Below are 19,938 nucleotides of genomic sequence, written 5' to 3'. Positions count from 1 at the left end.
GGTGGTCAGGTAAGCGAAAAGTGCCTCTGACCAGCAAGAATGAGGATTGTCGAGGTCCTTGTTCCTGCCGCCGTCGGAGGCACTTCCCAGGTGAAGAAGCGTATCGGGTCCTATCCACGCGTCCGCATCGAGGGCGGTGGCCACGGGGTGGTGTCCCAGGCTGGGGCGGTGCTGCTGGTCGAGACCGTCCGGAAGGCCGGGCTGGACCAGTCGGTATCGACGGCGCTTGCGCCGTGGCGACGTCTGCGGGCGGTGCACGATCCGGGCAAGATCCTGCTGGACGTGGCTCTCGCGGTCGCGCTGGGCGGGGACTGCCTCGCGGATGTCGGGATGCTGCGGGCCGAGCCCGGCGTGTTCGGGCCGGTGGCCTCCGACCCGACGGTCTCCCGCCTCATCAACACCCCCGCCACGGCTGGGCCGAAGGCCCTTCACGCGATACGGGCCGCGCGGGCCGAAGCGCGCGAACGCGTCTGGAACGTGGCCAAGAACGCGGCCCCGGATGCCTCAGGGCAGGTGATCGTGGACCTGGACGGGGTGCTCGTGCTGGCGCACTCCGAGAAGCAGGACGCCACCGCGACCTGGAAGAAGACCTTCGGACACCATCCTCTGATGGCCTTCGTCGATCACGGAAGCGGTGGGAGCGGGGAGCCGGTGGCCGGCCTGCTCAGGCCGGGCAACGCGGGCAGCAACACCGCTGCCGACCACATCACCACGACCCAACTCGCCCTGGCCCAGCTGCCGAAGAAGTACCGGCGTGGACGCCAGACGCTGATTCGTACCGACTCCGCAGGCGGAACGCATGAGTTCACAGCCTGGCTCGCGAAGCGGGGAAGGTGGCTGTCGTACTCGGTCGGCAGGACCATCACCGAGCAGATTCACCAGGCCGTCCTCAAGGTCCCGCCCGCCGCGTGGACGGTGGCCGTCGAGCCGGGCGGCGAGATCCGCGACGGCGCCTGGGTCGCCGAACTCGACGGCGATGTTCTCAAGGGCTGGCCAAAGGGGATGCGGCTGATCGTCCGCAAGGAACGGCCGCACCCCGGCGCCCAGTTGCGTTTCACCGATGCCGACGGCCTGCGGCTCACCGCGTTCGCCACCAACACCGCCTGGCGTTCCGATCGCCGCACTCGAACTGCGGCACCGCCAGCGGGCACGCGCCGAGGACCGCATCCGAAACGCCCGCGCGACCGGCCTGCGCAACCTGCCACTGCACGACACCGCGCAGAACCAGATCTGGTTGGAGATCGTCCAGATCGCCCTCGACCTGCTGGCCTGGATGCCCATGCTCGCTCTCACCGGCAAAACCCGCAGGTGGGAGCCCCGTCGCCTCCGGCTCCGGCTGTTCTCCGCCGCAGCCCAGATCGTCACGACCGCCCGCCGCCGGCACCTGCGGTTCGCACGCCACTGGCCCTGGACCGACGTGATCACCGATGCCCTGGCAAGGCTCGAAGCCCTCCCGAACCCCGGCTGACCAGCGCGTTCCGGCCCCTGCGAGCATCACCACCCCGACCGGAGCCGTGGAACCCGGCGCCCACCCGACGCGACAGCCGGGCCACCAGCCTGCCCGCAACCATCATTCGATACGGAAACGGCCCGCCGGGAGAACCGACGGACCGTCACGAAAGATCGAGGCTAGTGATCTGGTTTTGAGGTTTCGGCTCGCCTCGTGAGTCGTGTTCTGTTTCAGATCTTGGGGTTCGCCTGACGTGACCGGCTTGCGGCCGGTGTCCTGGACGGATGGGTGATACCCGGCTGCCGCCGGTCGTGCTGTCGGATGCCGAGCGGTTGACATTGGAGAACTGGGCCAGGCGGCGTTCGACCGCGCAGGGCCTGGCCCAGCGTGCTCAGATCGTCCTGGCATGCGCGCGCGGGTGGAACAACACCGTCGTGGCCGCGCGGCTGGGCATCGAGCGCAAGACAGCGACGAGATGGCGGACCCGGTTCCTGCGGGACCGGCTCGACGGGCTGGCGGACGAGCCACGGCCCGGGGTGCCGCGGACCATCACCGATGCCCAGATCGAAGAGGTGGTGGTCCGCACCCTGGAGGAGACTCCCGAGGGTGGAACGCACTGGTCGAAGCGGGAGCTGGCCAAGGCCGTGGGGATCTCCCCGGCGAGTGTCCTGCGGATCTGGCACGCCTTCGGCCTGCAGCCATGGCGGACCGAGACGTTCAAGGTCTCTCCCGACCCGTTTCTGATCGACAAGATCCGTGACGTCGTCGGCCTCTACCTGGCCCCGCCGGCCAACGCGGTGGTGTTCGCGGTGGATGAGAAGCCGCAGATCCAGGCCCTGGAACGGACCGCTCCAGTGTTGCCGATGATCCCGGGAGTTCCCGAGCGGCGAAGTTTCGACTACGTCCGCCTCGGCACCGTCGATCTGTTCGCCGCGTTGAACACCGCGACGGGCAAGGTGATCACGAAGCTGTCCGCGCAGCACCGGGCCGTGGACTTCCGGGACTTCCTCGACGAGATCGACCGCCAGACCGACAAGGGCCTGGCGGTCCACGTGATCTGCGACAACTGTGAGGATCGTGGTGTGCCGCAGGGGGCCGGAGCCTGACCCGTGCGACAACTGGCCGCAGCTGCCCTGGAGTGGAACTGTCGGCCCCGGCCCCCTGCGGTGCGTACTGTCGCCGGCCCGGTGAACGTGTCCCGATAGGGGCTTTGCTGCACAAAGCACCGTCACAGTTCTGACCACCCACCGGACCGGTGTCAGCCACCAGACCCAGTCCAAGGAGCCTCGTGACCGTCACCAGCATGCCTCAGCCGACGCTGCCCGCGCAGCGGGTCCCGGGTCCGGTGGAAGAGGTGATCCTCGGGGTGGACACCCACAAAGACATCCACGTCGCCGCCGTCATCACCACCCTGGGCGCCTCACTCGCACACCAGGAGTTCCCGGCCACCGCCGTCGGCTATCGTCAACTGCTGGCCTGGGGAGAGTCGTTCGGCGCCCTGCGCCGGGCGGGCGTCGAGTGCACCGGCTCCTTCGGAGCCGCGCTGACCCGGGTCCTGCGCCAAGAGGGCATCGATGTCGTCGAGATCAACCAGCCCGACCGTGCCACCCGCCGCAAGCGCGGCAAGACGGACGCCATCGACGCAGACGCTGCCGCCCGGGCGGTGCTGTCCGGACGGGCCACCACCGTGCCGAAGAGCGCGGACGGCCCCGTGGAGGACATGCGGGTCCTGCGGTTGGCCAAGGAATCGGCCGTCAAGGCCCGCACCCAGGCGCTGAACCAGCTCAAGGCCGTCCTCATGTCCATCGACCCGGATCTGCGCGAACTCCTCACCGGCCTAAGCAACCCTGCGCTGGTCGCCACCTGCGCGGCCCTCGACGCCGAGGACCGAGGCGAGGGCGTCTTCACGATGCGCCTGCTCGCCCGCCGCGTCCAGCACCTGTCCGACGAGGTCAAAGAGCTCACCCGCCGCACCACCAGGGCCGTCCGTGCCTGTCGGCCTCAGATGCTGGACCTGGTCGGCGTCGGCCCCGACAGTGCCGCAGTCCTCCTCATCGCCGCAGGTGACAACCCGGACCGGATCACCGACGAGGCATCCTTCGCCGCTCTGTGTGGCGTCAGTCCGGTCGAGCAGTCCTCCGGCAAGACCCAACGCCGACGTCTGAACCGTGGCGGCAACCGCCAAGCCAATGCCGCCCTCTACCGCGTCGTGATGACCCGCATACGCTGGGACGAACGCACCCAGGCCTACCTGCAGCGACGCACCGCCGAGGGCATGTCCAAGCGCGAGATCATCCGGTGTCTGAAGCGGTACGTCGCCCGCGAGCTCTACCAGCACATCCAGCCCCTGGCCGCGAGCCAACTCCCCTCCACGGCTTGACGAAACATAGGGGCTTCCTCTCCGCCCACAAAGCACCGGTGGTGCACAAGTGGCTGCTCGCGCACCCCCGCTTCCAGCTCCACTTCACACCCACCTACTCGTCGTGGATCAACCAGGTCGAGCGGTGGTTCGCCGAACTGGAACGGCGCTGCCTCGAACGCGGAGTGTTCTGCTCCCTCGACGACCTCAAGGCCGCACTCGAGAACTGGATCAAGGTCTGGAACGACGAGGCCAGGCCGTTCAAGTGGACCAAGACCGCCGACCAGATCCTCGACCGCATCTGCCGCTACTGCGACAGGATCTGCAAACCAGATCACTAGTGCCGTATCAGGCAACGTTCGCCCTGTGTTCGAGGTGAGATATGGTCCTCAGCCATGGGCGAATTGGTGTTGATCAGGCACGGCGAGACCGCATGGAGCCGGACCGGCCAGCATGCTGGCCGCACCGACCTGCCGCTGACCGAGGCCGGGGAGGACGCGGCGCGTGCGCTCGCACCTCGGCTGGCCGAACGGGAGTTCGCCGCCGTCTACAGCAGCCTGCTGACTCGCGCCGTGCGGACCGCCGAACTGGCCGGGCTGAGCGGCGCGGAGCCCGACACCGACCTGATCGAGTGGGACTACGGCCGCTACGAGGGGCTGACCGCCGAGCAAATCCAGGAACTCAAGCCCGGCTGGGAGCTGTGGCGCGACGGCGTCGACGCCGGCGAAGACCTCGGGCACGTGACGGTGCGGGTCGACGCTTTCCTCGGCCGGGTCCGGCCGCTGCTGGACAAGGGCGACGTGGCCGTCGTTGCGCACGGCCACCTGTCACGCATACTCACCGCGCGCTGGCTCGGGCTCGACGCGTCGGCCGCGCGGCAGTTCGGGCACCCGCATCCGGGGACGATCAACACGCTGGGTTACGAGCACAAGCTGCCCGTCGTGCTCGGGTGGAACGTGCCGTAATGGCGGCTGTCCATATCCCGTCCAAGGTGTAGCTACTGCCGTGCCATTACAGTAGGCGACGTTGGCGCTGTCGACGACGGAGCGTAGGCGCCGGTCGTCGGCGTGGCGATTTCGCCAGATGATGTAGCGGCGGATCATGCTGCCCTGCTCCTTGTGGCAGGCGTGGTCGGTGCCATCGAGGGTGAAGTAGCGCAGGGCGGTGAACTGGGCTTCTATGCGGTTGAGCCAGGAGCTGTTTGTAGGGGTGTAGGCGATCTCGACGTTGTTCGCCGCGGCCCAGGTGCCGACCCGCTGGCACCTCTTCGTGGTCAGGTGCGGGGAGAAGTTGTCACAGACGATCGCGATACGGACCTCGGGCGGGTAGAGGGTTCGCAGGTAGCGGCAGAACTCCAGGAACTGGGTGCGCTTCTTGACCGGCTTGATGTGGCCGTAGAGCTTGTCCTTGGCCAGGTCCAGGGCGGCGAACAGGTGCCGTACTCCGCCGTAGCGGTTGTAGGTCGCCCGCCGCCTGCGGCGGGGTTCGCGGTCGGGGTCCTTGTGTTTGCCGGAGCGTTCGGCCCACTGCCGGCCCGGGTGGGGCATCAGGTTGAGCGGCCCGAACTCGTCCATACATAAGACGACTTCGGGCTCGCCCTCCTCGGGTATGACCTCGCCGTCGGCGATCGCGTAGAGGTGTTCGACGCGGGCCTTCTTGGCCGCGTAGTCGGGGTCGCGGGAGGTCTTCCAGGTCTTCAGGCGTTGAAAGGAGACGCCTTCCTCGCGGAGCAGGATGCGCAGGCCCTCGTGGCTGATGTCGTCGACCACCCCCTCGGCGACCAGAAAGTCCGCCAGCTTGGTCAGGCTCCAGGTCGAAAAGGGCAGGTCGTGTTCGGTCGGCTTGGACTTCGCGATCTTCTTGATCTCGCGCCGCTCGGGCAGGGTGAACGTCCTGGGCCGGCCGCCCTTGTACTTCGGATACAGGGAGACGAAGCTGTCGGCGTTGAAGTTGTGGATCACATCCCGGACCCGGTCCGCGCTGGTGAACGTCACCCCGGCAATCTTCGCCACCGGCATGCCCTGGGCGGACAGCAGGACCATCTGGGCCCGCCGCCAGGTCACTACCGACCCGGTTCCCCGGCGGATGATCCGAAGCAGCCGTCTGCCTTCGTCATCGTCGATCTCGCGTACACGTACTCGTTCTGCCACCCGGACAGGGTGACGGCCACGCGTCGCCCGGCACAGCACCGGGACGGCGCGTCACATCACAACAGGGCAAACGTTGCCTGTTAAGGCACTAGATCCCGTACCCCGGCCTCCCTGCAAGCCGACCCGAGTTGCGCTCAGCGCAACAATGCTGCGCGATTGTCCGCCACCGCCCTCTAATGTGAGGCATCGCTTAGGGAACGCGTGGGGACAACGAGACGTCGTACGAGCCGCGGTTCTCCGGGCTGCCGCTCAGATGTGGAAGGCCGAACGTGTGCACTCTTGCAGACCTGCTCAAGGCAAAGGCTATAGCAATTTGCGAACCGACTGTCTTCGCAAAAAAATCAGCCCTCACGAGGTACGTACGCAGGTTGAGGAATCTGGATGACATACGCCTCACCCCCTCTGTCCAGGAGGGAGAGGCTCTGATAATTCCCTTCGCCGTGCTCGCTGAGGGGCGAGAGTGGTCAGATAGCTATATTCAGAGTTTGTCTGAAAGAGGAGCATCCGGCGTTTTCATTCTATGTGACCCAGTTTCACAGAATGAGACTCTGCGCGAGTGGTCAACCTCGGCAAAAATACACGATGTTCCTGTTGTTTTGCTGCGCCAGCATGTGGAACCTCACCAAATCGTAGAATCCGGAAATTCCCTGATATTCAATCGTCGCGCCGAGCTGCTGGACGCGAATGCTGACATCCAGGACGCGTTCAATGAAATGGCTATAGAAGGAGGGGATTGCTGGGATATCGTTCGACAAGTTGCCCGATTTGCGGGCAGATCAATTGTTTTTGAAAACCTCGCACACCAAGCTATCGCCTACGAATCCGTGGGGTGGGATACCGGATCCCTCCTTGCTAATTGGGAAGCAAGATCGCGTATGGCGAAGATCGAGAATCCGATAGGGCTTGAACCGGCAACCGGCTGGCTGCTTGCCAATGTTGGTGCTAGAGGAAAAGACTGGGGAAGGCTAGTTATGCTTCCTAGCGATTCAGCAGGGCCGATTGCCGCCCCAGTCTATTCTGACACCTGCCTCCTTGCCCTAAAACATGGTGCTCGGGCCCTGTCTCTTGCTCAACTTCTCGCAAGCAACACAGGCGACCTTGAGCGCAAATCGCACTCGGACCTCATCAATGCAATAGTCGATCATTCAATTCTGACTTCAGAAATGGTCCTAAGGGCGCATGCAATAGGGGTTCCTCTAGAAGGCCGCACACTCGTAGGCATGGCGCTGCGCCTATTGCAGAACGACGAATCACCTAAAAGTAGTGAAAGGCGCTTGACTCGATCCCTCGAAGAGATGGCGGCCGGAGTGCTGCGGCAGCACGGGCACATTTCGCTGATAGCGACGGTCGGGGACGGAATGGTGACTGTCCTTCTCGCAGTTCCTCGAGCTACAGAGGTTTCCAACACTCTCGATGCGATATCAAGGTCACTAAGAAGGACATATAACTGTCTCGACACAACTTCTACGCCGCAGGACGCCTCGCTCGAACGTGATCTTGTCATAGCAGTGGGCCGTCCCGCTCACAGCCCACGTGATGCACGCCTAACGATAACGGAGGCCTTGCGAGCGGCTGAAGCGGCCGACAATAACCCAAAACTTCGCCAGTTCCGAGGGCTCTCCACCCGGAAGGCCTACTGCGAGTTGCGGGATATGAGAGTTCGTGGTCTGCTAGCCCTATTGCATGATGACGCCAGAGTTCAGAGTTACGTAGAACAAGAACTCGGCCCGGTACTTGACTATGATGCCCGCAACGGAACTCAGCTCCTTGAACTGCTCGCAGCTTACCTTGAGAGTGGGCGAAATAAGACAGCCGCAGCGGAAGCCGTCCACCTTTCTCGCCCGTCAGTCTACGAGCGTCTTAATCGAATCGAACGGATTCTCGGTGAAGATCTCAGCGACCCTCAATACTGCTTCTCCCTTCAAGTAGCGGTGCAAGCCCTTGAAGTTATTCGAGGAAGGTCGCGACTTTTCCAGTCTATCTGTGACAAAAAGAGGAAGTTGCAGATAAAGGCACCAAAGTAAACGGGTGAATTACGTAATGACTGCTACGCCTCGGGGTGCCGCTGGGCTGCGTAGAGATCTTGATCTTCTTGAGGTATTGCGCAGCCCAGAGGCGATCTACAATTCGGGGCTGGGGGTGAATAGAATTGCAGAACTTGCGGGACGCCAAAAAAGTCAAGTATCACGCGCCTTGGCTGCTATGAAGACAGAGGGTCTTGTAGATCGGGACCCAGACACTCGAGCATACCGGTGCGGCTGGCGTCTATATGCTCTCGCGGCAGCGACTAGTGAGAGCAGGCTCGTGCACTCGGCGGTTCCGTACCTCCGGAGACTTGTTTTTCAGGTAAATGAAACCGCCTATCTATCTGTTTTGCGTGGACGTGTCGTGCTCAACCTTCTCTCTGAAGTTTCTCGATACTCATACGGTATGCCGGGGCGAGAGGGGGCGACTCTTCCAATTACGCCCACGTCAACGGGGCGTGCTCTGATCGCAGATTGGGAAGAGTCGGCTGTCCGCGATCTTCTTCTAGAAGAAGATCGCGAGCATAAAACTGCGTCGACCAACCCTCAGGAGCGGTTCGATGTACTCATTTCAGACCTCCGGCGTATTCGTTCTGCAGGCTACTCGAAGGTTTATCAGGAACTCGATGAAAATCTGACAGGGATTTCTGCTCCAGTAAAGGATTATCGAGGCAGATTGGTGGCTGCAATCTCAATTAGTACGCCGACTGGCCGGACTGAAGCGCAGCTTGATGCCGTGGGCCGACTTACTCTACGGTGTGCTACTCAGCTCTCTCGTGCGCTTGGGCACACCGGCGTGATGATCGATCGCAGACGAGATTCGATTTCTCATCCATACAATGGGTCCTAGCTGGGGATCTGAGTAGCCGTTGTCTTTCCGGACGTGATCGGTGGGTTTCCGCTGGTCAGGCATGCACTCCGTGGCATCGAGGAAGAGTCGGGCCGTCACGTTTGTCGGGATGACACGGAGGTCGTCGATGGCTTCGGTCATGGGCTTGTTGGAAGCACGCGAGACGGCTGCGCAGGTTCGGGTCGAAGAGCTTCGCGAGGAGGTGGAGCGGGTGCTGGCCGAGCTTGCGGAGGCGGAGGCGGTGCTGGAGCGGCGGGCCATCGCCCGCGTGGAGCTGGCCGAGGCCCTGGCCGCGCCGGAGCCGGAGGCCGAACAGCCGCCGGAGGCGGGGTCGGCTGTGGCGAAGGCGCCGGTGGCGGGGTCGGTGGTGCCGCACTGGCGGGAGGGCCTGGCGGTGGAGGCGCTCGCGCCGGACTACCAGCGGCTGGTGGGCGTGCTGGAGGCGGAGGCGGGCGGGTCCGGGCTGCGGGCACGGGAGTTGGCCGGGCGGCTGGGTCTGGAGGGGGTGCCGGCGAAGGTTGAGGGGGTGCGGTCGAAGGTTAAGCGGCTGGTGGAGCGGGGCTGGCTGGCCGAGGAGCGTCCTGGGGTGTTCACGCCGCGGCGGGTGGCCGGGTGACGTTTCGGCTCCGGTGGCGGGCGAGGCGGCGCCCCATGAGCATGGTCATCGACCACAGGGCGGCGGCTTCGCTGCTTTCGGGCCGGGTCTCGTAGTCCCGGCCCAGGCGCCGCGAGCGCATCAGCCAGCTCAGCGTCCTCTCCACCACCCACCTGCGCGGAAGCACCACGAACCCGCTCATGTCGTCACTGCGTTTGACGATCTCCAGCGTGAGCCGGAGTGTCTCCTTCGCCCAGTCGACCAGGCGGCCGGTGTAGCCGCCGTCGGCCCAGACCAGGCTGATCTTCCGGTAGCGGGCACGGAGCTTTTCCAGCATGCTGCAGGCGGCATCGCGGTCGGTCACGTCGGCCGCCGTGACCAGCACCATCAGCAGCAGGCCGAGCGTGTCCACGATGACGTGCCGCTTACGCCCGTTGATTTTCTTGCCGCCGTCGAAGCCGCGTGAGGCGGCCGGCACCGACGCGGCTGCTTTCACCGACTGCGAGTCGATGATCGCGGCGGCCGGCTCCGGGGCGCGGCCCTCGCTCGCGCGGACCTTCCCGCGCAGCCGGTCGTGGAACTCGGTGATCAGCCCCTTGTCGCGCCAGCGCCGGAAGAAGGCGTAGCCCCGGTCCCAGGTGGGAAAATCGACCGGCATCGCCCGCCACTTGATGCCGTTGTCGACCAGGTAGCGGATCGCGTCGATCATCTGCCGGTGGCAGTAGCCCTCAGGCTGTCTGCCCTTCCCGTTCAGCCATGCGGGCACGGGCAGCTGATCGCGCACCGCCGCCCATTCCTCATCCGTCATGTCGGAGGGATAGGCGGGCGCACGCTCGGCATGGTCGCCCGCGTTCCCGTACTGATGGGCGAGGCAATCACACGACCGGGTAACCGAGTTGGACCCGGCGGGCGTCGGCACGGAAGACTGCGACAACAGGGCCTCCTGTTGCTCGGATGGATTCGACACCCACGAGCTGTGCAGGAGGCCCTGCCTTCATGCCCGTGCCACCAGAAGACCACCCGACCGGGAACCCTCGTTCGACCACCAAGCGAACCTCTCGGTACGACAACGGCTACTGAGTGCAGAGCAGGAGCGGGAGCTGGAGGGTCTGCTGCGGGCGGGGCCGACGGCGTACGGGTGGGAGGACCAGCGGTGGACGCTGGCCCGGGTCGGGGTGCTGATCGAGGAGCGGTTCAAGGTCCGCTACCAGGTCTCCGGGGTGTGGCGGCTGCTGGACCGCCTGGGCTGGTCGTGGCAGGTGCCGAAGGTGCGGGCTGTGGAGCGTAACGAGGAGGCGATTGCCGCATGGCGCACGGAGACGTGGCCGGCGGCGTCCCATCCGCGCAGGTCACAGCCGCAGACGGGTGGGTCTGCTTCGAGGACGGGGCCGGAGCCTGGCTGAACGGGCCCATCCGCCGCACCTGGGGCAAGGCCGGGCAGACCCCGGTGCTACGGCTGTCCGGGAAACGCAACGACAAGATCAGCATGGTCGCGTGGATATGCTTCAAGGAGGGCGCGGCGCCCCGGATGATCTATGCGGTCAAGCCGTCGGGCGGCTACACGAAGAAGGACTTCCCCCACTTCCTCGCCCTGCTCCACCGCCGGCTGGACGGCCCGGTCACCCTCGTCTGGACAACTACTCCAGCCACATCAGCAAACACGTGAAACAGTACGCGCAACAGAAGGACTGGCTCACCGTAGTCCAGCTGCCCTCGTACGTCCCCGAGGTGAACCCCGTCGAACTCCTCTGGGCGCACACCAAGGAGAAGATCGCGAACCGGGCGTTCCGTTCGATTATCGAACTCCACCGAGCCGTGAAGAGGGCCCTGCGCTACATCCAGCGCCACCCCGAACTCCTCATCGGATTCCTGGCCGGGACCGGCCTCGAACTCACCCCACCCACATCAAGCGATGATGTCCCTTCTCGTGCAACACCGTTGCTTTTGGCTGCCCGATGCTTTGTCAAGTGCATGAACGAGAGGACGGGACCCCTGGTAGATCCCTGTGGTGTCGAGCCCAGAGATCGTCGTACTGAGGGGCACCGAAGAAAACGGACTGTGCTTGCGCGAGAAACTTACGCTGCGAGCTGTATCTTCTCGTATTCGCGGTGAACCTCTTGCGGGGTCTTGTACCCAAGTCCCGAGTGCAGGCGTCTACGGTTGTAGAAGACTTCTATGTACCGCACTATCGCCTTGCGTGCGTGTTCCCGGGACGGGAAGGTAGTGCGATACACGAGTTCGTTCTTCAGGGCTCCGAAAAAAGACTCGGCCATGGCGTTGTCCCAGCAGACTCCGGTCTTGCCGACCGAGGGCCGCATTTGCATCCTTTGAAGTTTCGTTCGGAACTCTTGTGAAGTGTACTGGCTTCCTCTGTCAGAGTGAAATATGCATCCATCAGCGAGCTTGATATTGCCCGCTGCCATGTCGACGGCGTCCGAGATGAGGGATGTCTTCATGTGGTTCGCCATGGACCAGCCGACAACGGCCTTGGTGTGGCAGTCAATCACCGTCGCCAGGTAGAGGAAGCCGTCCCAGGTGTGGATGTATGTGATGTCTCCCACCAGTTTCTGTCCGGGAGCGGCGGCCGTGAAGTCGCGTCCGAGGAAGTCCCGGAGTGCCGGCTGATCATTGTCTGACACGGTCGTGATCCGCCAGGGCCTTGGCTGGCAGGGGACCAGGTCCAGGTCCCGCATCAGGAGACGCACCAGCTCGGGCCCTGCCTCGACGCCCTTGCGGCCGAGGGCGGCGTGAACTCGGCGGTATCCGTAGGTGCCATCGGATTCGTCGAAGACATGACGAATGATGAGCTTCAGTTTTTCACGCCGCTCGAAAGTGGGCGAAGCCGGTCGCATTTTCCAGGAGTAGAAACCAGAGGTGGAAACGTCAAGCCAGGTGCACATGCCCGTGATCGGGAAATTGTCCTTCTCGCCGTCGATGAACTCATACTTCTCGGTCACCGATGGTCGCGGGCAAAGAAGGCTGCCGCTTTTTTTAGGAAGTCCCGTTCGGTGGTGACCTCCTGCAATTTCTTCTCCAACTCGCGGACACGCTCGTCCGCGGCGATGGAATCTGCCATCGGTTCGCCTGCGAGGTGCCGCTTCCGGTACTGGGCGACCCAACGACTCAACGAGCTCTCGGTGACACCGAACTCCTTGGCGACATCCGCGTGGGGGCGTGATTTGTCGAGTACTTCCCGCACTACTCGCTCTTTGAGTTCTGCCGAGTACGGGGTCGTGCGCTTTGCCACTTACCTATCCTTTGGTCAAGGTAAGTATCTCTTGCATGGCGGGAGTCCGCGAACTTCGGGGCACCTCATACCGGAGGTCCCGTTGCCGCTGCATTCTGCCACCTGGCCACCGGCGGCGTCAGCCCACGATGTCTACGCCCCTGGGCATCTGGGAGAGTTGACGCAGGTCATCGACCCGCAGCTGGTCGACGCGGTCCTTGATGAGACGGGCTCGCGTGAGCGGCGCGTGCAGCTGCTGCCAGCCCGGGTGGTCGTGTACTTCGTCCTCGCTCTCGCCTTCTTCGAGCGCTCGTCCTGCCCGGCAGTGTGGGGCAAGCTCAGCGCGGGCCTGGGCGGAGCGTCAGCGGCACCTCCGTGCGCATCCTCACTGTCACGGGCCCGCCGCCGGTTGGGCAGCGCGCCGCTGCGCCGCCTGTTCGAGATCCTCGCCGGCCCGGTGGCCACCCGCGTGCAGACCAGCTCCTTCTACCGCGGCCTGCGGGTGGTCGCGATCGACGGAACCACCTTGGGTATCCCCGACGAGAAGGCCCTGACCTGGCGCTTCCCCAAGCATGTCGGAGAGGTGAAGGAGTTCGGCTACCCCCTGCTGCGCCTGGTGGCGTTGGTCGAGTGCGGCACCCGCGCGCTCCTCGGAGCGACCTTCGGCCCGGACACCACCGGCGAGCTCGGCTACGCACACCGCCTGCTGCACCACCTGGACTCCTCGACGCTGCTGCTGGCCGACGCCTACTACGACGCCTTCAACTTCTTGGACGCGGTGACAGGTACCGGTGCGGCGTTCCTGATCCGCTCGACCCGCAAGCGCCGTCCCACGGTGCGCCGCCCACTGCCGGACGGCTCCTACCTGACCACTATCTGCGCCGGAAAGTACAAGGCCGGACGCGGCTACGGGCAGCTGGAGGTGCGGATCGTCGAGGCCCTAATGACGGTCACGCTGGCCGACGGCACCCGCCGCAGCGAGCTGTGGCGCGTGATGACCAGCCTTCTGGACGCCGAGCGCTACCCGGCCCACGAGCTGATCGAGCTGTATCACCGCAGGTGGCAGGCCGAGACCTGCTATTTCTCGTTGAAGTCGACCATCCTCGACGGACGGGTGCTGCGGTCACGCACAGTCCCCGGGATCGAGCAGGAGGTCTACGCCCTACTCACTGTCTACCAAGCACTCTGAACCGCCCCGGGGATCTTGGAGGTTCTGAACCCTGGAAGGGTTGGAGTCATGCCGGCACCGAGGGAATACCCCGCTGAGCTGCGGGAGCGAGCGATCCGGCTCGTGTTCGAGATACGTCGGGAGACCGGGACGAAGACCGGCTCGATCTCCCGGGTCGCCGATCAGCTCGGGGTCCATCGTGAGGCCCTGCGCGGGTGGGTGCAACGGGCGGAGACCGATGCCGGGCAGCGGCCCGGGACCTCGTCGGCGGATGCCGCGCGGATCGCGGAGCTGGAGCGGACGGTCAAGGACCTGGAACGGTCGAACGCAATTCTGCGGGCGGCGTCGATTTTCTTCGCCCGGGAGCTCGACCCGAAACTGCCCAGGTGACCGCCTTCGTGGACGAGATCTGCGACGAGCACGGGGTCGAGCCGGTCTGCCGAGAGCTGCAGATCGCCCCGTCGACCTACTACGCCGCCAGGAACCGGCAGGCCGTTCCGTCCGCCCGCGAGGTCCGTGACGAGGAACTGAAGAAGGAGATCGCCCGGGTGCACCAGGAGAACTACGGCGTCTACGGGGCCCGCAAGGTCTGGCGTCAGCTCCGGCGGGAAGGCGTCGATGTCGCACGGTGCACCGTCGAGCGCCTCATGCGAGTCCTCGGCCTGGCCGGCGCGGTGCGCGGGAAGAAACGCTTCACCACCGTCCCGGATCCGGCCGCGGCCCGGCCGAACGACCTGGTGAACCGCAACTTCACCGCCGAGGCGCCCAACGAACTCTGGGTGACCGGTTTCACTTACGTCGCCACCTGGGCGGGAACGGTCTACGTCGCGTTCGTCATCGACGTGTTCTCCCGTCGGGTCCTGGGCTGGCGCACAGCCGGACATGCGGACCGAACTCGTCATGGACGCGCTCAACATGGCCATCTGGACGCGTCGGCGTGAAGGCCGCCATGACCTGGCCGGGCTGATCCATCACAGCGATGCGGGCAGTCAATATACGTCGGTTCGCTACACTGACCGCCTGGCCGAAGCCGGCGCCGCACCCAGCATCGGCACCGTCGGCGACGCCTACGATAACGCCGCGGCCGAGTCGATGACCGGTCTCTGCAAGACCGAGCTCATCAAGATGCAGGCCCCCTGGCGCACGTTGGACGAGGTCGAGATCGCCACCCTGCCCTGGGTCGACTGGTACAACGAGCGACGACTCCACGGCTCCACGGACAACCTCCCCCCGACTGAGTACGAGACCGTCCGCCACCGTTCACACCAGCCCGCCCAAGCAGCCTGAAAACCACACATCAACGCCTCCACGAAAACCGGGGCGGTTCACTCGTCCGCATCGCAGGCGACCTCGTCACCGCCCGGCCGGGCCTCTCTGCGGAGCGTGTCAGCTTGATCGTGTTGCTCAACGCCGCTGCCGACCAGATCGTCGCCGCCAACGGCACCGCCTCGACCGACCCAGTGGCTCTCATCGGAGCGATCGGCCGCGCCGCCCTGGCCGGCCTCCTGCCGCCGGGACGCCGCTGGCGGCTGAAGGCCCGTATCCGCAAGCGCAGCAGCAAGTACACCTTCACAGCCGTCAAGCATCCGCGCACGTCCCAGACCTACACCCTCGACTTCGCAGTGCTCAGGGACGAGGACCTTGACAGTGCCAAACTCACCTAAAAGCAACGGTGTTGCACAAGAAGGGACACCATCCGGGCCCGGCCCGTTGGGGTGTCCGCTTCGCTCCCACCCAGGCCCGGCACAGGGTCTGGCCTTCGGCCCGTTTCGCTGCACTCGCCATTAAGGGAACAAATATTTTCAGGAGGCGTTCAGCTAACTAGGTGATGCGGCGTCATGCCTCGTGTAGGCCAGATGAATTATGTGCCATAAAGGCGGCATCAGGCCCACGAAAACCTCGTTCATCTACCGCGAACAGGGCGTCTCACCAGCCATGCTGACAGCTGGAATTCGTTTCGTGAGTGGCTTGGCCTAAGAAAGGAAGTATTGTGCGAAGAATCAGTCGACTCTCGTTCCTGCTTGCCGCCGCGTTGTTCACCACCAGCTTGGCTGGTGTTTCAACAGCAGAGAACAGCGCCCTCGGACCGCAGTCTGCAATCGCATCCGTGCAACAGGACACGGGCGACTCAGGACCCGCTACTCACCACGACACGTCACCACCACTGCGCACCATGCACGCTGCACCAGTGCGTGAGTCTGGTGCAGTTGCCCTTGGGCGGCTGCCTCACGTGCCGACGACCAAGGTGAAGGACCCGGTCCTGCAGACCAGTCCAGGCCGCCGCGCCGCGGCTGTGCCCACGATCGCCAGCTTCGACGGCATCGGCGCCACAGGCTACATTCCACCCGACTCGAACGCAGCGGTTGGCACCACGCAGATCGTGGAAATCGTAAACGCCTCCTACGCTGTCTTCAACAAGAGCGGCATTCTTCTCCTCGGCCCGGCGGACAACAATACGTTGTGGGACGGGTTCGGGGGTCCGTGTGAGACGACCAACGACGGCGATCCCGGGACACACTCGCCAACCGCTGGATCATCAGCCAGTTCGCCAACGCTTTCTCGACGACGGGGCCCTACCTCCAGTGCGTAGCCGTCTCCGAAGGCGAAGACGCAACGGGTAGCTACCACCGGTACTCCTTCACGTACCAAGACTTCAACGACTACCCGAAACTCTCGGTGTGGCCTGACGCCTACTACGTCACCTACAACATGTTCAACGGGGCCACAGGAGGCTTCCTGCGTGGTCAAGTGTGCGCCCTGGACCGTACGCAGATGCTGTCAGGCGCGGCAGCCACCCAAGTCTGCCGCAGCGCTGGTACCGCCGGATTCAGCATGCTCGGCTCCGACCTGGACGGCTCTACGCTACCTCCCGCAGGTGCTCCGAACCTCCTGGTAGCGCTCGACGAGATCAACTCCTCGCTACGCTACTGGAAGTTCCACGCCGACTTCGCCAATCCAGGCGCGTCCACCTTGACTGGGCCGTCCCCTTTGGCCGTTGCCCCCTTCAGCGTTTCCTGCATCACCCCATGCATCCCGCAGGCTGGCACTAGTCAGCGTCTGGATTCCCTCGCTGACCGCCTCATGTACCGGCTCGCCTACCGCAACTTCAGTGACCATGAATCCCTCGTCGTCAACCACACGATCGACGCGGGAACGTCGATGAGCGTGCGCTGGTACGAATTCCGCCTGGACACCAGCGGCAACCCCACCGTCTACCAGCAGGGAACCTACGCCCCCGACAACACCTACCGGTGGATGGGCTCCATCGCCCAGGACAACGTCGGCAACATCGCACTCGGATACTCACGGTCCTCGGCTGCCGCTAACCCGTCGATCCGGTTCACCGGGCGTCTGGCCACCGACCCGCCCGGCACCCTCCCGCTCGGCGAAACCACCATCATCACCGGCGGTGGTTCACAGACCGTCCACGAATTCGGTGACCGCTGGGGCGACTACACCTCAATGGCCGTCGACCCCACCGACGACTGCACCCTCTGGTACACCAACGAGTACCACGCCACTAGCGGCGTCTCCAACTGGCGGACCCACATCGCCTCACTCGTCCTACCCAACTGCATCCCCGACTTCTCCCTGTCCGTCGACCCAGCATCCGCGACGGTGAGCGCGGGACAGTCTGCGAGTACCACCGTCTCCACCACGGTGACCGCAGGCCGAGCAGAGCCCATCAACCTCAGCGCCTCCGGCCTGCCTGCCGGAGCCACCGCCAGCTTCAGCCCCAACCCCGTCACCGCCGGCTCCACCTCCACCCTCACCATCACCACCTCCGCCAACACACCCCTGGGTACCTACCCCATCACCATCACCGGCAGTAACGGCTTCAACACCCACACCACCACCTACACCCTCACCATCACCACCTCGTCTGCTGATCTCTCAGTGACCAAGACCGGCCCCAGCACCATGAACCTCGGAGAGCAGACCACTTACGACATCACCGTCACCAACAACGGCCCCAACCCGGCCACCGGGGTAACCCTCACCGACAACCTCACCAACCCCGGTGAACTGCTCTCCGCCACAACCAGCGATGGCACCTGCACCATCAACACCACCACCAACGCCACCTGCGACCTCAACAACCTCAACCAGGGCGCCAACGCCACGGTCACCGTCACCGTCAGCCCCACCACCACCGGCACCATGAACAACACCGCCACCGTCAACGCCAACGAAACCGACCCCAACAACAGCAACAACACCTCCACCAAGATGACCACCGTGAACAACGGCCTGGGCTGCACCATCGTCGGCACCAATGGCGACGACACCCTCAACGGCAACAGCCGCAACAACGTCATCTGCGGCCTCGCCGGGAACGACACCATCAACGCCGGCAGCGGCAACGACACCGTCCACAGCGGCACGGGCGACGACCAAGTCAACGGCGGCAGCGGAAACGACACCATCAACGACAGCGACGGCAACGACATCCTCAACGGCGACAGCGGAACCGACACCATCAACGCCGGACCCGGAAACGACACCATCAACGGCGGCCCCGGAAACGACACCATCAACGCCAACCCCGGCAACGACACCGCCAACGGCGACAGCGGAAACGACACCATCAACACCATCGACGGCCAAACCGACACCGCCAACGGCGGCACAGGCACCGACACCTGCAACACCGACACCTTCGACACCCGCATCAGCTGCTAACAAACCCACCCACCAGCACCCCGGCTATGCCCCGGCACCCGCACACAAGGTGCCGGGGCGCAGGTCTATACGGACCCTCGCTGCGAAGATCCTGAGGGGCACCAACGGCAACAACATCATCTTCGCCCTCACCCTCACCCGAAACGACATCGTCAACGGCATGGGCGGCAACGACCTCATCTGCGGCGGAAACAACACTGCCACCGTGAGGTGCCCCGCCCGGCCCGGTGTGACCGCCCCCGGTGACCGCTCACCTCGGACACACCACCACCAATCACCGGACATACAAAACAAATCAGGTATTTATTGACATGTAGCCCCTCCCGAGGCTGCGCATCGGACCGGCCCCGCACCGTCCCATCCGTTCGGGCGGGACCGGCTCCACATGCCGCCCGAGAGACCTGGGGCTGGGTGCCCCGGGCGGCACCCAGGAAGAACCAACACACCTTCCATACCGTCAGCAACGACCCGTCCCGCACGGCCATTGACCAGCCGCCTCACCCCCGAGGCGCCCACCGGTCCGTCAGCTCGACGTCCCGGCGGCGCCGCTCGCACGGCTCCTTCTCCGCCCCGCGCCACCGGTAACAGGTGAACGAGGCGATGAAAGGTCCCGGAGGACAGGCTCGCCCCCACGCGCGGATGCGTCGAGCAGTCCTGTCACCTGGGCCGGGGCCTGCCCCGCCCTGCTCCGGGGAAACCGGTGCCCGTCGCATGAAGCCCGAAGGAAAGCCTCAGGACCAAAGACTCTCCAGGTAAGGACTAAGGACCCCGCGCCCTGCCCTCCAAGATCACATACAATCATGGAGCAGGGAAACCCCCGGGGACCAGTGGAAACAGCGGGCCAATGGTCCTCCACCCCCCGAGACCATTCGCTTGGCCGCGTTCACACATGGCCTCGGGGGCACCCTCACAGCCACACCACCGAATTCCGCCCAGTCACCAACCTTGAAGACGTCTCGGGAATGCGGAGCTCCGGTATGACTGAGCCAGTTCCGAGCTCGCTCCGCTTGCCAATGAGGTATCGGCCGAAGGCATGGATCGCCGCATGTCTTCCACTGCGCGGTGTCCACTACCCGGCCAGTCGCACGGTGCCGCCGCCAGCCCTGACAGCTCGCCGCGGCCAACAATACGGGCACTGTCACGTTAACGAAATAGTCGTGAGCATGCCAGGAAATTTGGACGCGCGAATGGCGGTTCAGACGAAAAATCTCCCGTCGGCGCGGCAGCCCGAAGACCTTTACAACAAGATCTATTGGCGCGGTCATGCCATACGCCAACAATGTGACAGTTCCCATGGCAGGGCTTCCAGCCCGCATTCCCGTTCAATCTGATTGATTTGGATGCTCTGATGAGCAAGTCCGGTCGTATAGCATCTTGGGGGCTGGTGGTGGAACTGGCCGGGTGTCCGGGTTTTTGTTCCGCGCTGTCTTTGG

Annotated in this window: 15 protein-coding genes, 3 pseudogenes and 1 other annotated feature; of the genes and pseudogenes, 15 read left to right on the top strand and 3 right to left on the bottom strand. The window is 64.5% G+C overall.

Translation table 11 applies throughout. The features are described 5' to 3' along the window. Positions 1-90: 90 nt before the first annotated feature. The 5 genes and pseudogenes from AC3IYI_RS40145 to AC3IYI_RS40125 all read left to right on the top strand — a co-directional run bounded on the left by AC3IYI_RS40145 (position 91) and on the right by AC3IYI_RS40125 (position 4,774). Positions 91-1,468: pseudogene (locus tag AC3IYI_RS40145) on the top strand (IS1380 family transposase). 266 nt (positions 1,469-1,734) lie between these two features. Further along, positions 1,735-2,556, top strand: a complete 822-nt coding sequence (locus tag AC3IYI_RS40140; protein WP_489412020.1) for an IS630 family transposase — start codon at positions 1,735-1,737, stop codon at positions 2,554-2,556. 197 nt (positions 2,557-2,753) lie between these two features. After that, the gene (locus tag AC3IYI_RS40135) at positions 2,754-3,830 is read left to right on the top strand and encodes an IS110 family RNA-guided transposase (RefSeq protein ID WP_489412257.1); all 1,077 of its coding nucleotides are present in this window, start codon (positions 2,754-2,756) and stop codon (positions 3,828-3,830) included. Beyond that, entirely contained in the window at positions 3,827-4,150 is a 324-nt protein-coding gene (locus AC3IYI_RS40130; protein WP_489412019.1) for a transposase, read from the top strand. Before AC3IYI_RS40135 ends, AC3IYI_RS40130 begins: the two co-directional genes overlap by 4 nt. Positions 4,151-4,204: 54 nt before the next feature. After that, entirely contained in the window at positions 4,205-4,774 is a 570-nt protein-coding gene (locus tag AC3IYI_RS40125; RefSeq protein ID WP_489406380.1) for a histidine phosphatase family protein, read from the top strand. Positions 4,775-4,828: 54 nt separating this feature from the next. On the opposite strand, the pseudogene AC3IYI_RS40120 reads toward AC3IYI_RS40125, so the two are convergent. After that, positions 4,829-5,959 (bottom strand): annotated as a pseudogene (locus AC3IYI_RS40120) (IS630 family transposase); the annotation flags it as partial. Between the two features lie 269 nt (positions 5,960-6,228). Here AC3IYI_RS40120 and AC3IYI_RS40115 point away from each other — a divergent pair. From AC3IYI_RS40115 to AC3IYI_RS40105, 3 genes are all read left to right on the top strand, one after another. After that, positions 6,229-7,983, top strand: coding sequence for a PucR family transcriptional regulator (locus tag AC3IYI_RS40115; RefSeq protein ID WP_489412018.1), 1,755 nt, complete (start codon positions 6,229-6,231; stop codon positions 7,981-7,983). A gap of 16 nt (positions 7,984-7,999) precedes the next feature. Continuing rightward, a complete protein-coding gene (locus AC3IYI_RS40110; RefSeq protein ID WP_489412017.1) occupies positions 8,000-8,833 on the top strand; it encodes an IclR family transcriptional regulator in 834 nt (277 codons plus the stop codon). A 139-nt stretch (positions 8,834-8,972) separates the two neighbouring features. Then, the gene (locus AC3IYI_RS40105; RefSeq protein WP_489412256.1) at positions 8,973-9,449 is read left to right on the top strand and encodes a hypothetical protein; all 477 of its coding nucleotides are present in this window, start codon (positions 8,973-8,975) and stop codon (positions 9,447-9,449) included. Here the strand turns inward: AC3IYI_RS40105 and AC3IYI_RS40100 are convergent. Continuing rightward, positions 9,424-10,236 (bottom strand): IS5 family transposase, encoded by an 813-nt coding sequence (locus tag AC3IYI_RS40100; protein ID WP_489411986.1) that lies wholly within the window; start codon positions 10,234-10,236, stop codon positions 9,424-9,426. The genes AC3IYI_RS40105 and AC3IYI_RS40100 overlap by 26 nt on opposite strands. 367 nt (positions 10,237-10,603) lie before the next feature. Between AC3IYI_RS40100 and AC3IYI_RS40095 the strand changes: the two genes are divergently transcribed. The 3 genes from AC3IYI_RS40095 to AC3IYI_RS40085 are packed head-to-tail and all read left to right on the top strand — an operon-like array spanning position 10,604 to position 11,540. Further along, a complete protein-coding gene (locus tag AC3IYI_RS40095) occupies positions 10,604-10,831 on the top strand; it encodes a helix-turn-helix domain-containing protein (RefSeq protein WP_489412016.1) in 228 nt (75 codons plus the stop codon). Then, positions 10,735-11,094 (top strand): hypothetical protein, encoded by a 360-nt coding sequence (locus AC3IYI_RS40090; RefSeq protein WP_489412280.1) that lies wholly within the window; start codon positions 10,735-10,737, stop codon positions 11,092-11,094. The genes AC3IYI_RS40095 and AC3IYI_RS40090 overlap by 97 nt, the downstream gene beginning before the upstream one ends. Further along, entirely contained in the window at positions 11,091-11,540 is a 450-nt protein-coding gene (locus tag AC3IYI_RS40085; protein ID WP_489412015.1) for a transposase, read from the top strand. The genes AC3IYI_RS40090 and AC3IYI_RS40085 overlap by 4 nt, the downstream gene beginning before the upstream one ends. Here the strand turns inward: AC3IYI_RS40085 and AC3IYI_RS40080 are convergent. After that, positions 11,504-12,675, bottom strand: a protein-coding gene (locus AC3IYI_RS40080) for an IS3 family transposase (protein WP_489408176.1) whose coding sequence is annotated in 2 segments (ribosomal slippage) — positions 11,504-12,423 and positions 12,423-12,675 — 1,173 coding nt in all. Because the reading frame shifts where the segments join, the coding sequence is not laid out codon by codon here. The genes AC3IYI_RS40085 and AC3IYI_RS40080 overlap by 37 nt on opposite strands. Between AC3IYI_RS40080 and AC3IYI_RS40075 the strand changes: the two genes are divergently transcribed. The 4 genes and pseudogenes from AC3IYI_RS40075 (at position 12,566) to AC3IYI_RS40060 (ending at position 18,505) form a co-directional block, all read left to right on the top strand. Beyond that, positions 12,566-13,843: an IS4 family transposase gene (locus AC3IYI_RS40075; protein ID WP_489412014.1), complete on the top strand. Its 1,278-nt coding sequence runs from the start codon at positions 12,566-12,568 to the stop codon at positions 13,841-13,843. The genes AC3IYI_RS40080 and AC3IYI_RS40075 overlap by 110 nt on opposite strands. 48 nt (positions 13,844-13,891) lie before the next feature. Further along, positions 13,892-15,109, top strand: a pseudogene (locus tag AC3IYI_RS40070) (IS3 family transposase). Beyond that, positions 14,169-14,283, top strand: a sequence feature (AL1L pseudoknot). Its footprint overlaps the pseudogene before it by 115 nt. Positions 15,110-15,213: 104 nt before the next feature. Beyond that, positions 15,214-15,486, top strand: coding sequence for a hypothetical protein (locus tag AC3IYI_RS40065; protein WP_489412013.1), 273 nt, complete (start codon positions 15,214-15,216; stop codon positions 15,484-15,486). 1,417 nt (positions 15,487-16,903) lie between these two features. Further along, positions 16,904-18,505 (top strand): hypothetical protein, encoded by a 1,602-nt coding sequence (locus AC3IYI_RS40060; RefSeq protein WP_489412012.1) that lies wholly within the window; start codon positions 16,904-16,906, stop codon positions 18,503-18,505. The last annotated feature ends 1,433 nt before the right edge of the window (positions 18,506-19,938 follow it).

This window comes from Streptomyces sp. GL_148, from assembly GCF_057834205.1.
This window is presented reverse-complemented; position numbering and strand designations above follow the sequence as displayed.

Excerpts from the sequence above, each read along its gene's own strand:
- AC3IYI_RS40110 (WP_489412017.1), top strand. The coding sequence starts at position 8,000 with ATGACTGCTACGCCTCGGGGTGCCGCTGGGCTGCGTAGAGATCTTGAT.
- AC3IYI_RS40105 (WP_489412256.1), top strand. The coding sequence starts at position 8,973 with ATGGGCTTGTTGGAAGCACGCGAGACGGCTGCGCAGGTTCGGGTCGAA.
- AC3IYI_RS40100 (WP_489411986.1), bottom strand. The coding sequence starts at position 10,236 with ATGACGGATGAGGAATGGGCGGCGGTGCGCGATCAGCTGCCCGTGCCC.
- AC3IYI_RS40060 (WP_489412012.1), top strand. The coding sequence starts at position 16,904 with ATGTACCGGCTCGCCTACCGCAACTTCAGTGACCATGAATCCCTCGTC.
- AC3IYI_RS40090 (WP_489412280.1), top strand. The coding sequence starts at position 10,735 with ATGGCGCACGGAGACGTGGCCGGCGGCGTCCCATCCGCGCAGGTCACA.
- AC3IYI_RS40140 (WP_489412020.1), top strand. The coding sequence starts at position 1,735 with ATGGGTGATACCCGGCTGCCGCCGGTCGTGCTGTCGGATGCCGAGCGG.
- AC3IYI_RS40125 (WP_489406380.1), top strand. The coding sequence starts at position 4,205 with ATGGGCGAATTGGTGTTGATCAGGCACGGCGAGACCGCATGGAGCCGG.
- AC3IYI_RS40135 (WP_489412257.1), top strand. The coding sequence starts at position 2,754 with ATGCCTCAGCCGACGCTGCCCGCGCAGCGGGTCCCGGGTCCGGTGGAA.